At 71.6% G+C, this 18,010-nt stretch carries 9 protein-coding genes; 3 read left to right on the forward strand and 6 right to left on the reverse strand.

Annotated features, from left to right (window positions below):
• Positions 1–40 precede the first annotated feature (40 nt).
• The 3 genes from ACGFWI_RS14290 to ACGFWI_RS14300 all read right to left on the reverse strand — a co-directional run bounded on the left by ACGFWI_RS14290 (position 41) and on the right by ACGFWI_RS14300 (position 8,678).
• Complete coding sequence (locus tag ACGFWI_RS14290; RefSeq protein ID WP_393906252.1) at positions 41–1,459, reverse strand: S28 family serine protease; 1,419 nt, start codon at positions 1,457–1,459, stop codon at positions 41–43.
• A 231-nt stretch (positions 1,460–1,690) separates the two neighbouring features.
• Positions 1,691–5,593, reverse strand: coding sequence for an ABC transporter ATP-binding protein (locus ACGFWI_RS14295; RefSeq protein WP_393906253.1), 3,903 nt, complete (start codon positions 5,591–5,593; stop codon positions 1,691–1,693).
• 163 nt (positions 5,594–5,756) lie between these two features.
• Positions 5,757–8,678 (reverse strand): discoidin domain-containing protein, encoded by a 2,922-nt coding sequence (locus tag ACGFWI_RS14300; protein ID WP_393906254.1) that lies wholly within the window; start codon positions 8,676–8,678, stop codon positions 5,757–5,759.
• 236 nt (positions 8,679–8,914) lie between these two features.
• Here ACGFWI_RS14300 and ACGFWI_RS14305 point away from each other — a divergent pair, with 236 nt between their 5' ends.
• Genes ACGFWI_RS14305 through ACGFWI_RS14315 form a run of 3 tightly spaced genes read left to right on the forward strand, consistent with a single transcriptional unit; the run spans position 8,915 to position 12,427 of the window.
• The gene (locus ACGFWI_RS14305; protein ID WP_393906255.1) at positions 8,915–9,709 is read left to right on the forward strand and encodes an ATP-binding cassette domain-containing protein; all 795 of its coding nucleotides are present in this window, start codon (positions 8,915–8,917) and stop codon (positions 9,707–9,709) included.
• Complete coding sequence (locus tag ACGFWI_RS14310) at positions 9,681–11,801, forward strand: YhgE/Pip family protein (RefSeq protein WP_393906256.1); 2,121 nt, start codon at positions 9,681–9,683, stop codon at positions 11,799–11,801. Before ACGFWI_RS14305 ends, ACGFWI_RS14310 begins: the two co-directional genes overlap by 29 nt.
• A gap of 2 nt (positions 11,802–11,803) precedes the next feature.
• Positions 11,804–12,427: a TetR/AcrR family transcriptional regulator gene (locus ACGFWI_RS14315; protein ID WP_393906257.1), complete on the forward strand. Its 624-nt coding sequence runs from the start codon at positions 11,804–11,806 to the stop codon at positions 12,425–12,427.
• 107 nt (positions 12,428–12,534) lie between these two features.
• Here ACGFWI_RS14315 and ACGFWI_RS14320 read toward each other — a convergent pair whose 3' ends face one another.
• From ACGFWI_RS14320 to ACGFWI_RS14330, 3 genes are all read right to left on the reverse strand, one after another.
• Entirely contained in the window at positions 12,535–14,091 is a 1,557-nt protein-coding gene (locus ACGFWI_RS14320; RefSeq protein WP_393906258.1) for an IPT/TIG domain-containing protein, read from the reverse strand.
• A gap of 339 nt (positions 14,092–14,430) precedes the next feature.
• On the reverse strand, positions 14,431–16,155 hold the full coding sequence (locus ACGFWI_RS14325) for a thiamine pyrophosphate-binding protein (RefSeq protein WP_393906259.1): 1,725 nt from the start codon (positions 16,153–16,155) through the stop codon (positions 14,431–14,433).
• A 175-nt stretch (positions 16,156–16,330) separates the two neighbouring features.
• Entirely contained in the window at positions 16,331–17,905 is a 1,575-nt protein-coding gene (locus ACGFWI_RS14330; protein ID WP_393906260.1) for a sodium:solute symporter, read from the reverse strand.
• Positions 17,906–18,010: the final 105 nt, after the last annotated feature.

Here is an 18,010-nt window from a genome sequence, read left to right on the forward strand (position 1 = left end):
TTCGCGGGGAACGCGCCGTGTCCGTCACCTCGCTACGGCCTCACGGCCGCAGCATCGGCATCCGCCGGACCTCCTGGTTGTCCAGCCTCTTGTCGTTCGGCGCCAGCGGTGCGGCCTTGCCGTCCGGGGCCCGGACACCGGCCCAGTCGAGGAGTTCGGCGGTGGCCTTGGTGCGGTCGGCCTCCGTCAGCTTCTCGATGTTCGAGCCGTGGTTGCCGCCGGGCACGGTGAAGACATACGAGTCCCGGGCGCCCTTGCCGACCTCGAAGTGCTCCGAACTCCACGGGTCGTACTGGCCGTTGACGAACATCATCCGGTTCGCGTGGTGACGCACCCAGTGATCGACGTCGGGCATCGCGCGCTCGTCGAAGCGCATCGGGATGTCCTTCGGCACGAACGACCGGGAGTTGTTGATCCCGGGGTACTTCAGCAGGTCGGCCAGCTGCGGATAGCCGTAGCCGGGCTCACCGAGCTGGGTGCCCGCCTGGTAGTAGTACGGCGTGTACGGCTCCATGCCCTGGTCGGTGTAGCTGTCGAAGCCGCCGACCTTGTCCATCCACTTCCACAGGTCGTCCGTGGAGACGGTCGGCTTGGGCACCTCGGCGCAGGCGGTCTCGGCCGGCTGGTACTGCCAGAATCCGAACACCAGGTCCGTGACCATGACTTCATAGGCCCGGTCGGCGTTGCCGACGGTCTTGAAGGTCTGCTTCTCCTTGTCGGCCCAGGCCTGGAAGCGGTCCACCATCTCCCCGCGGCGCACCAGGGCCTCGCGCTCGATGGCGGCGAGGTCGGCGCGGCACTGCGCGGTCCCGACGGTCTTGAAGAACCGGTCGTACGCCGAGTCCTCGTCGTTGCGTACGTCGTTGGGCGCGACATAGGCGACGGTGCCGTTCATGTCGTGCGGGAAGAAGCGGCGGTAGTACGTCGCCGTCATACCGCCCTTGCTGCCGCCGGTGTCGATCCAGTTCTTGCCGTAGATCCGGTGCAGCGCCTCGAAGATGCGGTGCTGGTCGTTGGCGGCCTGCCGGATGTCCAGCTTCTTCCAGTCCGTGGGCGCGGGCCGCGACGGGGTGAAGTAGCGGTATTCCAGGGAGACCTGATTGCCGTCGATGATCTTGGTGGGCTCGCTGCGGGACGGCGTGGTGTTGACGTTGTAGCCGGAGGTGAAGAACACCGTCGGACGGTCCACCGATTTGTGCAGCAGGGTCAGCCGCTGCTGGAAGGTCCCCTTCGAGGGGTGCCGGTGGTCGATCGGCTGTGTGTAGTTCAGGACGAAGTAGCGGTAGCCGTCGACCGGCTTCTCCTCGATGAGGCTCATCCCCCGGATCGCCAGGATCCGGTCCTTGATGTCCTCGGTCTTCGGCTCGGCGGCGGTGGCCGCCCCTGCCGACGCGCTGCCGGCTCCCGCCGTGCCTATGAGCACCGCGAGCGACAGCAGCCATCTGGTGGCCTTGCGCATGCACCCTCCCCTTGGGATAGCAAAGGTCGGGCTGAACCTATCGGCGCGACGGGGGTGCCACCAGCCCCCGGCGCCGTTCGGCGGATCAGTTTTACGCCGCACCGGCTGCCCCGCCGATACCGCCGGGCCGGGCCCGGTACCCCCCGCCGCCTGGGGCCCGGGGCTTCATCTCAGGCACGGCCCCGCGGGCCCCGGCGCCGGGGCCCGGGTTCACGGGCCGGGCCCCGTGCCTCAGGCCGCCAGTTCCTCCTCCTCGCCGGTGAAGGTGCGCCACAGCTCCGCATAGCGGCCGTCACGGGCCAGCAGTTGGGCATGGCTGCCGTCCTCGGCGATCCGGCCGCGGTCGAGCAGCACCACGCGGTCGGCGCGGGCCGCGGTGGTCAGCCGGTGGGCGACGACGAGGGTGGTACGGCGTCCGACGAGGCGGTCGGTGGCCTGGTTGACGACCGCTTCGGTGGCCAGGTCCAGGGAGGCGGTGGCCTCGTCCAGCAACAGCACGTCCGGGTCGACGAGTTCGGCACGGGCGAGCGCCAGCAGCTGACGCTGGCCGGCCGAGAGATTACGGCCGCGCTCGGCGACCTCGTGGAGGTAGCCGCCGTCGAGGGTCGCGATCATCGCATGGGCGCCGACGGCCCGCGCTGCGGCCTCCACCTCGGCATCGGTGGCATCCGGGCGACCGTAGGCGACGGCGTCACGGACCGTGCCGGCGAACAGGTAGGACTCCTGGGGGACCACGCCGAGGCGGCGGCGGTAGCCGGTCAGATCCAGCTCGCGCAGATCGGTGCCGTCGATGCGGACCGCGCCCGCGGACGGGTCGTAGAACCGCGCGACGAGCTTGACCAGGGTGGACTTGCCGGCGCCGGTCTCGCCGACGAAGGCCACGGTCTGGCCGGCCGGGATGGTCAGATCGACGCCGGCCAGCGCCGGCTCGTCGCCCTCTCCGTAGTGGAAGTGCACCCCGTCGAAGGCGATGGCGCCCCGCAGCGCGGGCACCTCGCGGGGCCGCTCGGCGGCCGGGGTGGTGGTCGGCTCGCGCAGCAGCTCCTGGATCCGGCCGAGTGAGACGGACGCCTGCTGGTAGCCGTCGAAGACCTGGGAGAGCTGCTGGACGGGGGCGAAGAACAGGTCGATGTAGAGCAGGTAGGCGACCAGCGCACCGGCGGTGAGGGTGTGGGAGCCGACCCGGTCGGCGCCGACGATCAGCACCAGCGCCGCCGCCACGGACGACAGCAGCTGGACGAAGGGGAAGTAGACGGATATCAGGAACTGGCCGCGGACCCGCGCCTGGCGGTAGGCGTCGCTGCGGGCGGCGAACCGCTCCGCGCCGCGCCGCTCGCGCCGGAACGCCTGGACGATCCGCAGTCCGGCCACGCTCTCCTGGAGGTCGCCGTTGACGACGCTGATCCGCTCGCGGGCCAGCTCGTACGCCTTCACGCTCTGCTTGCGGAAGAAGTACGTGCCGATGATCAGCGGCGGGAGGGTGGCGAAGACGACCAGCGCCAGCTGGATGTCGATGGCCAGCAGCGCAACGAGTATGCCGAAGAAGGTCAGCATCGAGACCAGGGCGGTGACCAGGCCGGTCTGCAGGAACGTCGACAGCGCGTCCACGTCGGTGGTCATCCTGGTCATGATCTTGCCGGTCAGCTCGCGCTCGTAGTAGTCGAGCCCGAGGCGCTGGAGCTGCGCGAAGATCTTGAGGCGGAGCGAGTAGAGGACCCGCTCGCCGATGCGTCCGGTCATGAGGTTGCCGCCGATCTGCGCGGCCCACTGCGCGAGCACCACGATCAGGGCGAGCCCGGCGGCCGTCCAGACACCGGCCAGCGCACCGAGACGGACGCCCTCGTCGATGCCCTGCCGGATCAGCACCGGCAGCAGCAGCCCGGCCAGTGCGTCCGCGGCGACCAGGGCCAGCGCGAAGGCCAGCGGCCCGCCGAAGCCGTGCAGCAGCCGGCGCAGGCCGTAGGTGCGCTCGGGGCGCACGGCCTGGTCCTCGTCGATGTCCGGGATGTCCGCCGCGGGCGGCAGCGCGGCGACCTGGGCGAGCAGTTCGGGGGTCGCGGGCAGCCCGGCCATCGCGGCGCCGATACCGGGCCCGGCCGCGACGGCCGCGCGGGCCGCCATCCCGGCGCCGCCCGCCTCGGCCTCCTGCTCACGGCGGACCCACAGCTCGGGGGTGATGGTGCCGCCCGTCCCGGACCGGCCGGCCGCGCGGTCCCCGTCGGGTTCGGCGGCGTCCGCCACCGGCTCCGGTTCCAGCAGGCCGCCGGCGGCGAACTCACCGCCGAAGGCCCCGGCCAGCTCGCCCGCCGGGTCCCGCTCGACGCCGCCCAGCTCCTCCGGGTCGGTCAGCAGCCTGCGGTAGAGCGGACAGCGGTCCTCCAGTTCCTCCTGGGTGCCGATGTCGACCAGCCGTCCGCCGTCGAGGACGGCGACCCGGTCGGCGAGCGCCAGGGTGGAGGCGCGGTGGGCGATGAGCAGGGTCGTCCGGCCCGCCATGACGCCGCGCAGCGCCTCGTGGATCTCGTGCTCGACCCGGGCGTCGACCGCCGAGGTCGCATCGTCCAGGACCAGCAGCCGGGGGTCGGTGAGGATGGCGCGGGCCAGGGCGACGCGCTGGCGCTGGCCGCCGGACAGGGTCAGCCCCTGCTCGCCGACCTCGGTGTCATAGCCGTGGGGCAGCTCGGATATGAAGCCGTCGGCCTGGGCGGCGCGGGCCGCGGTGCGCACCTGTTCGTCGGTGGCGTCCGGGGAGCCGTAGGTGATGTTGTCGCGTACGGAGTCGGAGAACAGGAAGCTGTTCTCGGGCACCAGGCCGATGGCGGCCCGCAGCGACGGAAGGGTCAGTTCGCGCACATCGTGGCCGCCGACCAGGACCCGGCCGGCGGAGACGTCGTAGAAGCGGGGCAGCAGCAGCGAGACGGTGGATTTGCCGCTGCCGGACGTGCCGACCACGGCGACCGTCTCACCGGCCTCGATGCGCAGCGAGAATGCGTCGAGAACGGGGCGGAGGGGGCGGCGGCCCGTGGCGGGGGCGTCCTCCGCGGGCCCGTCGCCGTCGCCGTCCCCGTCGTGCAGCGGCGCGTAGCCGAAGGTCACCCGGTCGAAGACGACCGTGGCCGGGGCATCGGCGGGCAGCTCGTGCGCATCCGCCCGCTCCTTGATCGACGGCTCGGTGTCGATCAGCTCGTAGACCCGCTCCACACCGGCCCGCGCCTGCTGGCCGACGGTCAGCATCATCGCCAGCATCCGGACCGGTCCGACCAGCTGCGCGAGGTAGGTGGAGAAGGCGACGAAGGTGCCGAGGGTGACCTGTCCCTGTGCGGCCATCCAGCCGCCGAGGGCCAGCATCGCGACCTGGCCGAGCGCCGGTACGGCCTGCAGTGCGGGGGTGTAGCGGGCGTTGAGCCGGACCGTGCGCAGCCGTCCGGCGAACAGCCGGCGGCTGACCTCGCGCAGCTTGCCGGTCTCCTGGTCCTCCTGCCCGAAGCCCTTGACGACCCGCACACCGGAGACCGCGCCGTCCACGACACCGGCCACGGCGGCCGCCTGCCCCTGGGCGTACCAGGTGGCGGGGAACAGCCGGGCGCGGCTGCGCTTGGCGATGAACCACAGGGCCGGGGCGACGGCCAGCGCGACCACGGTGAGCAGCGGCGAGAGCACCGCCATCACGACCAGCGAGATCACGAAGAGCAGGACGTTGCCGATCATCATCGGGGCCATGAACAGCAGGCCCTGGATCAGCTGGAGGTCGCTGGTGGCGCGGCCGACGACCTGGCCGGTGCTCAGCTCGTCCTGCCGCCGGCCGTCGAGCCGGGAGATCGCGCCGAACATCCGGGTCCGCAGGTCGTGCTGGGCGTCCAAGGCGAGCCGGCCGCCGTAGAAGCGGCGGATATAGGTGAGGACGTAGACCGCGACCGCGGCGACGACCAGCAGACCGGCCCAGGGGCCGATGGCACGTTCATGCCTGACGATGACATCGTCGATGATCAGCTTCGGTACGAGCGGGACCAGGGCCAGCACGGCCATCCCGATGAGCGAGGAGCCGAGGGCGAGCAGCACGTCTTTTCTGTACTGCCAGCAGTCGCGGACCAGCCGCCGCGCCCAGCCCACTCGTTCCGTGTCCGTCCCCGCCACCCGGTGCCTCCCGCTCCTCGACACTTGACGCCTGGCATCAACACCGCGGAGTGCGGATTTCATCCCGCCGTAACAATTATTCGGACGGGGCCCGTGTGCCCGCACGGGAGACGGCCCCGTCCCGGGTGTCCGGGACGGGGCCGTCTTTGCCGGGGCCGGCGGGCTACTTCACCCGCTTCACCGTCAGCTCCGAGATCCCCGGATGCGGCTTCGGCTTGCCCTTGGCCGCCGGGGCCGGGTCACCGTGCACCACGACCCGTACGTACCGGGCCGGGGTCCGGCCCGCGTATCCGGTCCCTGACCAGTGCTTTCCGTCCCGGGAGACCTGGACGTTGTAGGACTTGGGCCGCGTCGCGTTCCAGTGCGGGGTGATCTGCCCGACGCGGGTGGTCCGGCCGAGGTCGACGGTGAGGGTGCCGTTGGCGGAGTCCGGCACCCAGGCGGTGGTGCCGTTGCCGTCCACCGCGGCGCCCGCGTACAGACCGGGCTCCTCGGAGGTGGCCTTGGCGGACGTGCAGCGGGCCGCGTTCGAGGTCGCCGCCAGGTCCGGGCGGCGGGTCTTCAGGACGGCCGGCACCCCCCGGCTGACGATCTTGTCGCCCTCCGGCGACTCGATCCGCATCGGCGCACCGGCGGTCAGCCGCACGGTGGTCTGGTGCGCACCGATCGCCACGTCGTAGGTCCGCCCCTGCCAGTGCAGACCACGCAGGGTGACGCCCTCGGAGAGCTGCGGCGGCAGCATCGGGTCGAGGTGCACCCGGTCCTCGCGCAGCCGCAGCCCCGTCAGCCCCTGGGTGAAGGTCTGCAGGAAGCCGCCCTTGCCGGTGAGGAAGTCCTGCGCGGGCTTGCCGGCGTGCGGGTCGTCGGCGCCGGCCTTGTCGCCGCGCGCCTCGGAGAACTGGTCGAACGGCCCGCGGACGAACGGCTGGATGGACCGCATCAGATAGGTGTACGTCGAGCAGCCGGCCTCACCGATCCCGGCCGCGTCGATGGCGTGCACCGAGTCGGTCATGGCCGGGCCGTCCGGGTCGGTGTGCCCGGCGTAGAAGTCCAGCGTGCGGGCCCCCTGCGTCTGCGACATCGGCCATTCCAGCGGGTACATCAGCAGCACGGTGTCGGCCTGCTTGATGGTCGTGCCCTTGTACCCGGCGTACTGCTCGAAGATCTTCTTCTTGCTGTCGTAGGGGATGCGCAGCTTGTCGGCGACGGTCTTCCAGGAGGCCGGTGCCTTTTCGCCGAGGATCGCGGCGACGCGGAGGGCGTGCCGCAGCGCGGTGGCGGCGCCGGCGTTGGTGAACACCCCGTCGTTGACGCCGTTGCTGTACTCGTCCGGCCCGGCGACGTTCTTGACGGAGTAGCTGCCGTCGGCGTTACGGGTGGCCCGTGAGGCCCAGAATTCGGCGATGCCCTTGAGGACCGGCCAGCCGCGGGACCGCAGCCACGCGGTGTCCTTGGTGGCGAGGTAGTACTGCCAGGTGGCGAGGGAGATATCGCCCATGAGGTGGTTCTGGGTCTTGCAGTGCGGCGGGTCCCAGCTGTGGCACTCGTTCCACAGGTCGCCCTTGCTGCCGCTGGTCCAGGGATAGAACAGCCCCTTGTAGCCCAGCTTCTCGGCGTTGGCGCGGGCCCCGGCCCGGGTCTTGTAGCGGTAGTCGACGATCGACCTGGCGAGTTCGGGGTGGCTTGCGAGCAGGCCCGGGTACATCCAGGTCTCGGCGTCCCAGAAGACCTCACCGGCGTAGTTGTCGCTGGTCAGGCCGGTGGGGCCGATGCTGTTGGCGCTGCCTGCGCGGGTGGAGGACAGCAGTCCGTACTGCGCCGAGCGCACCCAGGACTGCAGTGCGCGCTTCCCCTTCACCTCGATGTCGCTGCGCCACAGCCGCTGCCAGGCGGCGGTGTGCCGGGCGAAGAGGGCGTTCCAGCCGCGGTCGGCGGCCCGGCGCGAGGCGGCGTCGGCGGCGTCGCGCGGGGAGCGGGAGGTGAGCGCGGTGTCCACGCCGACGTACTTGGTCAGCTCGTACGAGCGGCCGCTGCGGACCGGGAAGGACACCCGCTGCCGGTTGCTCAGCTCGGCTGCCTGCGGCGTCTGCCCGGGACCGGCCGCGCGCACCCCGGATCCGGTGCGCAGGGTCGAGGCGACCGCGCCCTCGGTCTTCGTCCCGTCCGTGCGGAACCCGACGTCCATGGTGCGGCCGGTGTCCTTGCCGGCGGATTCCTTGCCGACCGTGTCCTTGCCGGCGGATTCCTTGCCGACCGTGTCCTTGCCGCCGGTGTCCTTGCCGCCGGTGGCGGAGCCGGCTGCGGACGGCGTCATCCGGCGGGCGCCGCGGCCGTCGAGGCCGTCGGTGACCGTGGCGGCGCCGCTCCAGTGGGGCGTCATCCGCAGGCGTACGGCGCCGGTGTGTGCGTCGTTGCGGTCGGCGAGCACGTCGTAGACCAGGTCGGTGGCGCGGCCGTCGGCGGCCGTCCAGGTCAGTGACGTACGGACGAATCCGCAGCGCAGGGAGAGCGTCTGGCGGTAGTGCGAGATCCGGCCGGGTGCGGTGGCGGAGGAGAAGGTGTCGGGGTGCGCGCCGCCGGTGGCGACATCGAGGGTGGTCCAGGTGGGGATGGCGGCGATGGCCTGCCGGCCCTTGACGCTCTTGGGTCCCTTGGCATAGAGGCCGGAGACGAAGGAGCCGTCGTATTCGGGCGTCTTCAGCGGCCAGCCGGTCTCGCCGCCGGGGGCGGCGTAGCCGGTGCCGTTGGGCGGCACCCGCTGTCCGAGGTAGCCGTTGCCGACGAAGGCGTGGTGGCTGTCCTTGGGGTCGATCTTGGTGGCGGTGGCGGTCCAGCCGTCGCTGTCGTCGCCCTTCACACAGGGGCCCTGTGCGCCGGCGGCCGGCTGCGGTGCGGGTGCGGGTGCCGGTGCGGAGGCCGAGGCCGTTACGGGCGCGAGGACCGCGACCAGGGCCGTGGCGAGCAGCGGGGCGACGAGCTTGCGGGAGCGGCCCGCCACGGGCCCGGTCCGTCGCGCCGCCGGGGGCGGGTGCTCCGCCGGTCGCTGCGGGGGCGGGTCCACGGGGTGCTGTGCCGAATGTTCCATGGTTCTCCGTCGTCTGTGCGCGGCCCGTGCCGCACCACCGCGACACGGACATCACCTTGAACATCATCAGGCCCCCGCCTGCACGGCACCCTAGGCCGAATCCCCCGTTCGGGTCACGGCCTCCCCGGCACGAACTTGCTCCCACGCCCTCCCCCACCACCCCGATTGGTCAAGAGGCCCCCGCATACGGCACACTTTTAGACTGACCAGTCAGAACAAAAGGGGAGGGGTGTTTTGTGAACACCACCCGCCAGGGGGCGGCGGTCAACGCCAGGGGGATCGGAGTGGAGGGCCCGAGGGGGTGGGCCTTCAGAGGCGTCGACATCTCCGCGGAACCGGGCAGCCTGATCGCGGTCCAGGGACCCTCCGGCTCCGGCCGCACCTGTCTGCTGCTGGCCCTCACCGGCCGGATGCGGATCACCGAAGGCACGGCGGCGGTCGCCGGATTCCCGCTGCCCCAGCGGATGGGTACGGTCCGCGGCCGTACCGCCATCGCCCACGTACCGGGCGTCGTCGACCTCGAACCGGCCCTCACGGTCGGCGAACACCTCAAGGAACAGGCCCTGCTGGGCCACCGTCTCCAGGGCTCCCCGGCCGGCTCGCTGCCCTGGGGCAAGCGCCACAGGGAGGCCACCCGGGCCCGGATCGACGCCGCCCTCGCGGCCGTCCGGCTCGACGCCGACACCCTGCCCAAGGGGCTGCGGACGGCGGTACGCGATCTGGAGCGGATCGAGGCGCTGCGGCTCTCCGTCGCGCTCGGGGTCATGCACGGCCCGCAGCTGCTGGCCGTCGACGATGTGGACCTCAAGCTCTCCGAGGCCGAACGCACCCAGGCCTGGCAGCTGTTGCGGGACCTGGCGCTGGAGGGCACCACCGTCGTGGCGGCCGGCAGCGACGCACCCGCGGACGCGCTGACCGTCCGCACCACGCGGGCGGACACCGAACCCGCCGCCCCCGCCCCCGTCCAGGACGGGCCCGACACCACCGAGGAGGAGGCAGCGCATGCGTTCGCCGAGACTGGCCTCGCTTGAGCTCAGGCGTTTCGGCAGGGGAAAGCTGCCCCGCCTGGGCCTGGCCGCCCTGATGCTGATCCCGCTGCTCTACGGGGCCCTGTACCTGTGCTCCTTCTGGGACCCCTACAGCCGCCTGGACAAGATCCCGGTGGCCCTCGTCAACGACGACCGGGGCGCCACCACCGGCGGCAAGAAGATCACCGCGGGCGACGACCTGTCCGAGAACCTCAAGGACAGCAAGAAGTTCCACTGGGAGGACGTCAGCTCCGCCGACGCCGCCAAGGGCGTCGAGAACGGGACGTACTACCTCTCGCTGACCGTCCCCGAGGACTTCAGCAAGCGGATCGCCTCCAGCTCCGGGGACACCCCGCAGACGGGCGCGCTCCAGGTCCGTACGAACGACGCCAACAACTACGTCGTCGGCTCGATCTCCAAGACGGTCTTCTCCGAGGTCCGTGCCAAGACCTCGGCCACCTCGGCGCGGGCCATGCTCGACAAGATCTTCATCTCGTTCTCCGATCTGCACGACAAGACCGCAGAGGCGGCGGACGGAGCCGGGAAGGTCGACAAGGGGGTCGGCTCGGCCAAGCAGGGTTCCGGCGACCTCGCGAACGGCCTCGGCAAGCTCAACGACGGCGCCGGCAAGGTCAGTCAGGGCGCCGGCGACCTGAGCAAGGGCGCCTCGACCGCCGTCGCCAAGGCCCATGAGCTCAGCCAGGGCGCGGGCCGGGTCGCCGACGGCACCCAGCAGCTCGCCGAGAAGGTCCACGGCCTGGCCAAGAAGGACCTGCCCTACCTCCGCGAACACGGCAAGGAGATCGGTGCGGGCGCGCAGTTCGTCGCCCACGCCACCGAGACCCTCGACGACCTCCTCGACACCCTGCCGGGCGACTCCGCCAAGGCCGCCACCCAGGCCCGCAAGAACGCCGACAACGCCGCGGAGATCTACCGGAACCGCTGCGGCGGGCTGCTGGACACCGACCCCGACTGCACCAAACTGAAGGCGCTCGCGGACGGCACCAAGGTGGCCGCCGACGCGGCGGAGAAGGTCAACGACTCCGTCGCCGGGGCGGACTTCGGGCCGATCCGCAGCAAACTGCACGAGGTGCACCAGGGCGCGGAGATGGTCGCCGAGCAGGCACCGGGCATCGGGCAGCGCGCGGACACCGCGATCCGCCAGATCAACGCGCTCAACGCCGGTGCCCACAAGGTCTCCCAGGGCGCGGGGCTGTTCGCCGACGGCATCGGCACCCTCGCCGACGGCGCGGGCAAGGTCGCCGACGGCGCCGGCAAGGTCCACAGCGGCGTCGGCAGCGCCAAGGACGGCGCCGTCAAGCTCACCGGCGGCCTCTTCAAGCTCAAGGACGGCACCAACCAGCTGGCCGACGGCCTGCACGACGGCGTCGCCAAGATCCCCGACTACAACAAGAAGGACCGCGACGCCCGCACCGAGGTGATGGCCGACCCGGTCGAGCTGGCCGCCAAGTCGATGCACAAGGCGCCCAACTACGGCACCGGCCTGGCGCCGTACTTCATCCCGCTCTCCCTCTGGGTCGGCGCGATGGTCGCGTTCATGCTGCTCCCGGCGCTGAGCAAGCGGGCCCTGGCCGCGGGCGCCCCGGGCTGGCGGATCACCCTCGGCTCCTGGCTGCCCGCCTACGCCGTCGGCGTCGTACAGGTGCTGGCCCTGATGGCCGTCCTGCACTGGGGCCTGGGCCTGGAGATGGTCCGCTCGGCCGGCACCGTCGGCTTCCTGCTGCTGGCCACGGCCTGCTTCACCGCCATCATCCAGCTGCTGGGCGCGTTCTTCGGTCCGGCCGGCCGGGTGCTGACCCTGGTCGTGCTGATGCTCCAGCTGACCTCGGCGGGCGGCACCTACCCGGTGCAGACCAGCCCCGGGTTCTTCGCCGCCATCCACCCGTTCCTGCCGATGAGTTACGTGGTCGACGGCCTGCGCCGGCTGATCACCGGTGGTGACCTCGCCATCGTGCAGCAGGGCTGTGTGGTCCTCGTGGTCTTCACCGTCGGCGCGCTGGCGCTCACCGCCCTCGCGGCGCGCAGCCGGCAGGTCGTACGGATGAAGGACCTGCACCCGGAACTCAGCCTGTGAGCGTGCTCCCGGGGGCTTCCCCCGTCACCCGCCGCACCTCGACGCGCCGCCGGCTCTTCGACGCCGCCGTGACCCTCATCGCGGAACAGGGCTTCTCCGCCACCACCGTCGACGAGATCGCCGACCGTGCCGGCGTCGCCAAGGGCACCGTCTACTACAACTTCGCCAGCAAGAACGTCCTCTACGAGGAGCTGCTGCGGGACGGCATCGACCTGCTCGCCGACTCACTGCGCCGGGCCGCCGACACCACAGCGGCCCGCGGCGGCACCCGGGTCGACGCCCTGGACGCCATGATCCGCGCGGGCCTGGACTTCATCGCCTGCTCCCCCGCCCTCATCCAGCTCTACGTCGCCGAACTGTGGCGCACCAACCGCACCTGGCGCGCCACCCTCACCTCCGTACGCGGCCGCGCCCAGTCCGTCGTCGAGTCCGTCCTGCGCGACGCCGTGGAGACCGGCGAACTCTCCGACGAGCTCGACATCCCCCTCACCGCCTCCGCGCTCCTGGGCATGGTCCTGGTGGCCGCCCTGGACTGGCAGTCCTTCCAGCCGGACCGCTCGGTCGAAGAGGTCCATGCGGCGCTGTCACGGCTGCTGCAGGGGCGGGTGGGGGCGGCCGGACGTTAGCCCCCGCAGCACGGCTGCCGCACGGACACCGGCCTGGTCGTGGACAGTTGCCCACGACCAGGCCGGTGTCACGCCTGCCGCTCGCCGGCCGGTGACCGGGCGGGAGGTCAGGGCTCGACGACTCCTGCCTGCCCGCTGGACGGTGACAGGATCGCCGACGGGGTGACCGCGCCGGCGAAGGAGACCTCGTAGCCGTGGTTGAGGAGGATGAGCGTCAGGGTGAGCGTCTCGTTCACCCGGGCGACGCCTTGGGCGTCGGTGTTGGCGATGCCCAGGACGTTGCTGCCGGCCTTGAAGAGGATCGGCTGGTTGGGCACCGGAAGGCCGGTGACCTGGTCGGTCAGGGTGGCCGTCAGGAACGGGAAGTACACGTGCGGCGGGAACAGCTTCGTCAGCGCCGGGGTCGCGGTCAGCGAGGTGGCGTGGACGGGGAGGATGTAGGTGAAGCCGTTCACCAGAGTGGCGCTGCCACCAGGGGTGGTGACGGTGACGTCCGCGGGACCGGCCACCCCGGGCGGCGTGGTGGCGGTGAGCTGCGTACCGGCGGCGTTGACGCTCACCCCGGTGGCGGGGTTGCCGCCGATGTCGACACTCGCCCCGGTGAGGTTGGTGCCGGTGATCGTCACGACGGTCCCGCCCGTGATGAACCCTTGGGTGGGGTTGATGCTGGTCAGCGTCGGGTCGAACTGGATGACGCTGACGTTGTTGGAGAGGAGGTTGCTGACGTAGACCTTGCCGTTGGGGGCGACCGCCACGGCGATCGGGTTGCTGCCGACGGGGATCGGGGCGCCGATGACGGTGTTGGTGGCGGTGTCGATCACCGACACGGTGTTCGACCCCCGGTTGGCGCTGTAGGCGTTGCCGTTGGAGCCGACCGCGATGCCCCACGGCTGGCTGCCGACGGGGATCGTGGCGATGACGGTGTCGGTGGTGGTGTCGATCACCGACACGCTGTTCGACCCGATGTTGGCGACGTAGGCGTTGCCGTTGGGCGCGATCGCCACGAAGTTCGGCTGGTTGCCGACGGCGATCGGGACACCCACGACCGTGTTGGTGGCGGTGTCGATCACTGTCACCGTGTTCGAGCCCCTGTTGGTGACATAGGCCTTGCCGTTGGGGGCGACCGCCACTCCGACCGGGTTGCCGCCGACGGGGATCGGGGCGCCGACGACGGTGTTGGTGGTGGTGTCGATCACCGACACGGTGTTCGACCCGAAGTTGGTGACGTAGACGTTGCCGTTGGGGATGGCGGTCGCCGCGGCGGGTGTGGCGCCGACGCCGATCGTGGCGATCACGGTGTTGGTGGTGGTGTCGATCACCGACACGGTGTTCGACAAGTTGTTGGGGACGTAGGCGTTGCCGTTGGGGGCGACCGTCAGCCAGACCGGGCCGCTGCCGACGCCGATCGGGGCGCCGATGACGGTGTCGGTGGTGGTGTCGATCACCGACACGTTGGCCGATGAGGAGTTGGCGACGTAGAGGTTGCCGCTGGGGGCGAACGCCAGCCCGACCGGGCCATTGCCGACGGGGATGGGCGTGATCGCCAGGAAGGTGGACGCGGCCGCCGGGCTCATCTGTCCCGCCTGGGCGGCGGGCCGCACCTGGCCGGGGAGGAGCGAGGTCTGCAGCAGTTCCTGCCGCGGTGACTGAACGCTGGTACTCATGTGGACCCCTTCGGTGGGGGCCGCCCTGGACCTGGCAAATCCCCGCGCGGGGAGCAGCACAGGTCCCGCGATCCCTGACCGGGGCACCACAAGCCACAGCGACATCCACAGACCGAAGGTCACCACAACACGGCGGGCTGCGCACCCCGAGGAGGGATGGGCAGCCCGTTTGGTTCGGTATCAGCCTCTTCCCCATACTGCGGGGCGAGGAAACCTCCGTGGCCGCCCCGCCCTTGGACGACGGCTTCCCGGCTGTGCGGGCCACGGCCCGGTGCCACCGTCCGTCGTTCATGGGGAGTCCGGCCCCACGGCGTGCCGTGCGCTGCGGTCAAGACATCGTCAGGAGCCCAGATGCGTCGGCGCGAACATCCGCAGCTGGGCCGGGAGGACGACGACCGAGGGTCCCGGTGCCGCGAGCGCCGCCGCCAGGTCCGTACGGAGCTGCTCCGGGGACGTACGGACCGCGGGGACGCCGAACGACTCGGCCAGTGCCACGAAGTCCGGCCGGGTGAGTTCGGTGGCGGTGGCCGCGCCGAAGGCGTCGGTCATGTATTCGCGCAGGATGCCGTAGCCGCCGTCGTCCACGATGAGCCAGGTCACCGGCAGGTCGTACTGCCGGGCGGTGGCCAGCTCGGCGATCGAGTACATCGCACCGCCGTCGCCGGACACCGCCAGCACCGGCCGCGCCGGGTCGGCGACGGCCGCGCCCAGCGCCGCCGGGAAGCCGTAGCCCAGCCCGCCGGCGCCCTGGGCCGAATGCAGCGCGTTGGTACGCCGCGGGTCGAAGGCGGACCAGGCCCAGTAGGCGAGGATCGTCATGTCCCAGCAGCTGACCGCCCCGTCGGGAAGCGCGTCCCGCACCGAGGCCAGCACCCGCTGCTCCAGGTCGAGATGCTGCCCGGCGATCCGGTCGCGGACGCGGGCCAGGAGATCGGATACGGCGGCCTCGGGAGAGGGCGTATGGCCGGCCCCGGGCGTGGCTGCCCCGGATTTCCTGGAGGTGGGCGCTTCGCCGTCCTCGGTGGGGCCGCTCTCCCGGGCCTCGCGCTCCCCCACCTCCTTGACCAACGCGGCCAGCGCCGCCCGGGCATCCGCGTGGATGCCCAGCGCGGCATGGTTCGACTCCAGCTTGCCGAGGTCCGCCTCGATCTGTACGACCCGGCCGCGCGGCCGGAACGTGTGGTAGTTCGAGGAGAGTTCGCCCAGCCCCGAGCCGACGACCAGGAGGGTGTCCGCGTCCTCCAGGAAGGCCGTGGTGTAGCGGTCCTCCATCCAGGACCGGAGGGAGAGCGGGTGCTCCCACGGGAAGGCGCCCTTGCCGCCGAACGTGGTGGCCACCGGCGCCCGCAGCTCCTCGGCGAGCGCCAGCAGCTCCGCCTCGGCCCCGGCCCGTACGACTCCGCCGCCGGCCAGGATCACCGGCCGCCCGGCCTCGGTCAGCCGGGTCGCCGCCGCCGCGATCAGCTCGGGCCGCGGCAGCAACTCCTTCGGCCTGGCGGCCAGTTCGGTCACCGGCGGCACGTCGGCCTCCGCCAGCAGCACATCCTGCGGGATCTCCAGCCACACCGGCCCGTGCGGGGTGCTCAGCGCCGACTCCCAGGCGGCGGCCACCGCCGAGGGGATCTGTGAGGCCGTACGCGCCGTGTGGACGGACTTGACCACCCCGCGGAACGAAGCGCTCTGATCGGTGAGTTCATGGAGATAGCCATGGCGTCCGCCGCCCATCCCGGCCAGCGGCACCTGACTGCCGATGGCCAGTACGGCGGCGGACCCGGCCGCCGCCTCCTGCAGCGCGGCCAGCGTCATCAGCGCGCCCGGGCCGGTGGAGACCAGCAGCGGCGCGACCCCGTGCGTGGTCCTGGCGTACGCATCGGCGGCGAAGCCCGCGTTGTTCTCCACCCGCAGCCCTACGTAGCGCAGCGCGGAGCGGCGCAGTGCGTCGAACACCCCGAGCGCATGCTGCCCCGGCAGCCCGAAGACGGTCCCGGCGCCGAGTGCGGCCAGCGACTCGACGACGAGGTCACCGCCGTTGCGCCGGTGCTGCGTGGGGGTGGTGGTGATCATGGGTGCGTGCTGCCTTCCTTGCCGGGCGGACGTGCGGGGTGCGGGAGTAGGGGCGTACGGGCGTAGGGGCTTGGTGAGGGAGCCGAGCACCGGGGGGCCCGGGGTGGAAGCCAGGGGAGCGTCCGGGGATACCCCCCTGGCCGACAGCTCGGGACGGGGACGGTGGGTGTCCGGATCAGGCCCGTCCGGCGGCGGAAGGGGGTGCCAGTGCCGCTCCCCCGGCCGGATCACCGGCCGCATCGCCCTCCGGATCGCCGTCCGACCGGCCGGCCAGCCGTGCCCGCCAGGCCGCCAGCACCGCCGCGTCCGTCGGCTTGGTGGCCAGGCTGACCGCCACGTACGCGACGAGCGAGGCGATCAGCCCGTAGTAGATCGGCTCGTTGGCGAGGACGCCGAGCGAGACCATCAGGCCGATGACGGTCAGCCCGCCGACCGCGACCGAGGCGAGCGCGCCGGCGGCGGTGCCCCGCTTCCACAGCAGCCCGCCGAGGATGGGCACCAGCAGGCCGCCGACGAGGACGTTGTAGGCGAGGGTGAGCGCCTCGACGACATTGTTCAGCGCGATCGCGATGACGATCACCGCCAGGCCCATGAGGAGGATGAAGACGCGGTTGCCGCGCACCTCGTCGTGCTCCTCGGCCCCGTCCCCGGCCTGCTCCGCCCGGGCCTCCGGGCCGCCGTCACCGGACCCTCCCGCGGCCGGTCGCCGCCGTAGTGCGGCGGCGCCCTTGATCCGGGACCAGATGTCGTTGTTGGCGACCGTGGCACAGGCGATCAGTGCGCCCGAGGACGTGGACATCACCGCGGACAGCGCCGCCGCCAGCACCAGCCCGCGCACACCCACCGGCAGCGCGTCCTTGACGATCGTCGCGAAGGCGTCGTCCGGGCTGCCCAGATGCGGATAGAGCACCTTGGCCGCGGTGCCGATGACGGCGCCGGCCAGCGCGTAGACCAGACAGTACGTACCGGCCGCGGTGCCGCCGCGGCGCGCCACCGTGTCGCTGCGCGCGGTGAACACCCGCTGCCAGATGTCCTGCCCGATCAGCATGCCGAAGGAGTAGATCAGCACGTAGGTGAAGACCGTCTGGCCGCCGATCCCGAGCGGGGCGAAGTAGTCGTGCGGGAGCTGAGCCTTCATCTCCGCGAAGCCGCCCGCCTTGATGACGGCGATGGGCAGCAGGAGCAGCAGCACACCGATGGTCTTGACGACGAACTGGACCATGTCGGTGAGGGTGATCGACCACATGCCGCCGAGCGTCGAGTACGCGACGACGATCGCCCCGCCGAGGATGATCGAGAGCGTGCGGTCCATGCCGAAGAGCACATCGAAGATGGTCGCGTAGGCGATGGTCGAGGTCACCGCCAGCATCAGCGTGTACGCCCACATGACGACGCCGGAGATGATGCCGGCGGAGCCGCCGTAGCGCAGATCCAGCATCTCGGAGACCGTGTAGACCTTCAGCCGGGCGATCCGGGCCGAGAAGAAGACGCTCAGCGCCAGCAGCCCCAGGCCGATGGTGAAGACCATCCAGGCGCCGGACAGGCCGTACTGGTAGCCGAGCCCGACCCCGCCGATGGTGGAGGCGCCGCCGAGGACGATCGCCGCCATGGTGCCCGAGTACATCGCGGGGCCGAGGCGGCGGCCCGCGACCAGGAAGTCGCTCTTGGATTTGGCGCGCCGCATCCCCCACCAGCCCATAGCGAGCATTCCGGCCAAATAGAGCACGATCACCGCATAGTCGACAGCCATGGGCCATCCCTTCCAACTGCGCCGAGGGGGAGGGGGAGAGTGAGGGGGAGAGCGGGGTGTGAGGTCGAGGCGGCGGGCGCTTGGCGAGCGGGGGTCCCGTCCAAG

Origin of the sequence: Streptomyces sp. NPDC048434 (genome assembly GCF_043200375.1) — a bacterium.
GTDB lineage: Bacteria > Actinomycetota > Actinomycetes > Streptomycetales > Streptomycetaceae > Streptomyces.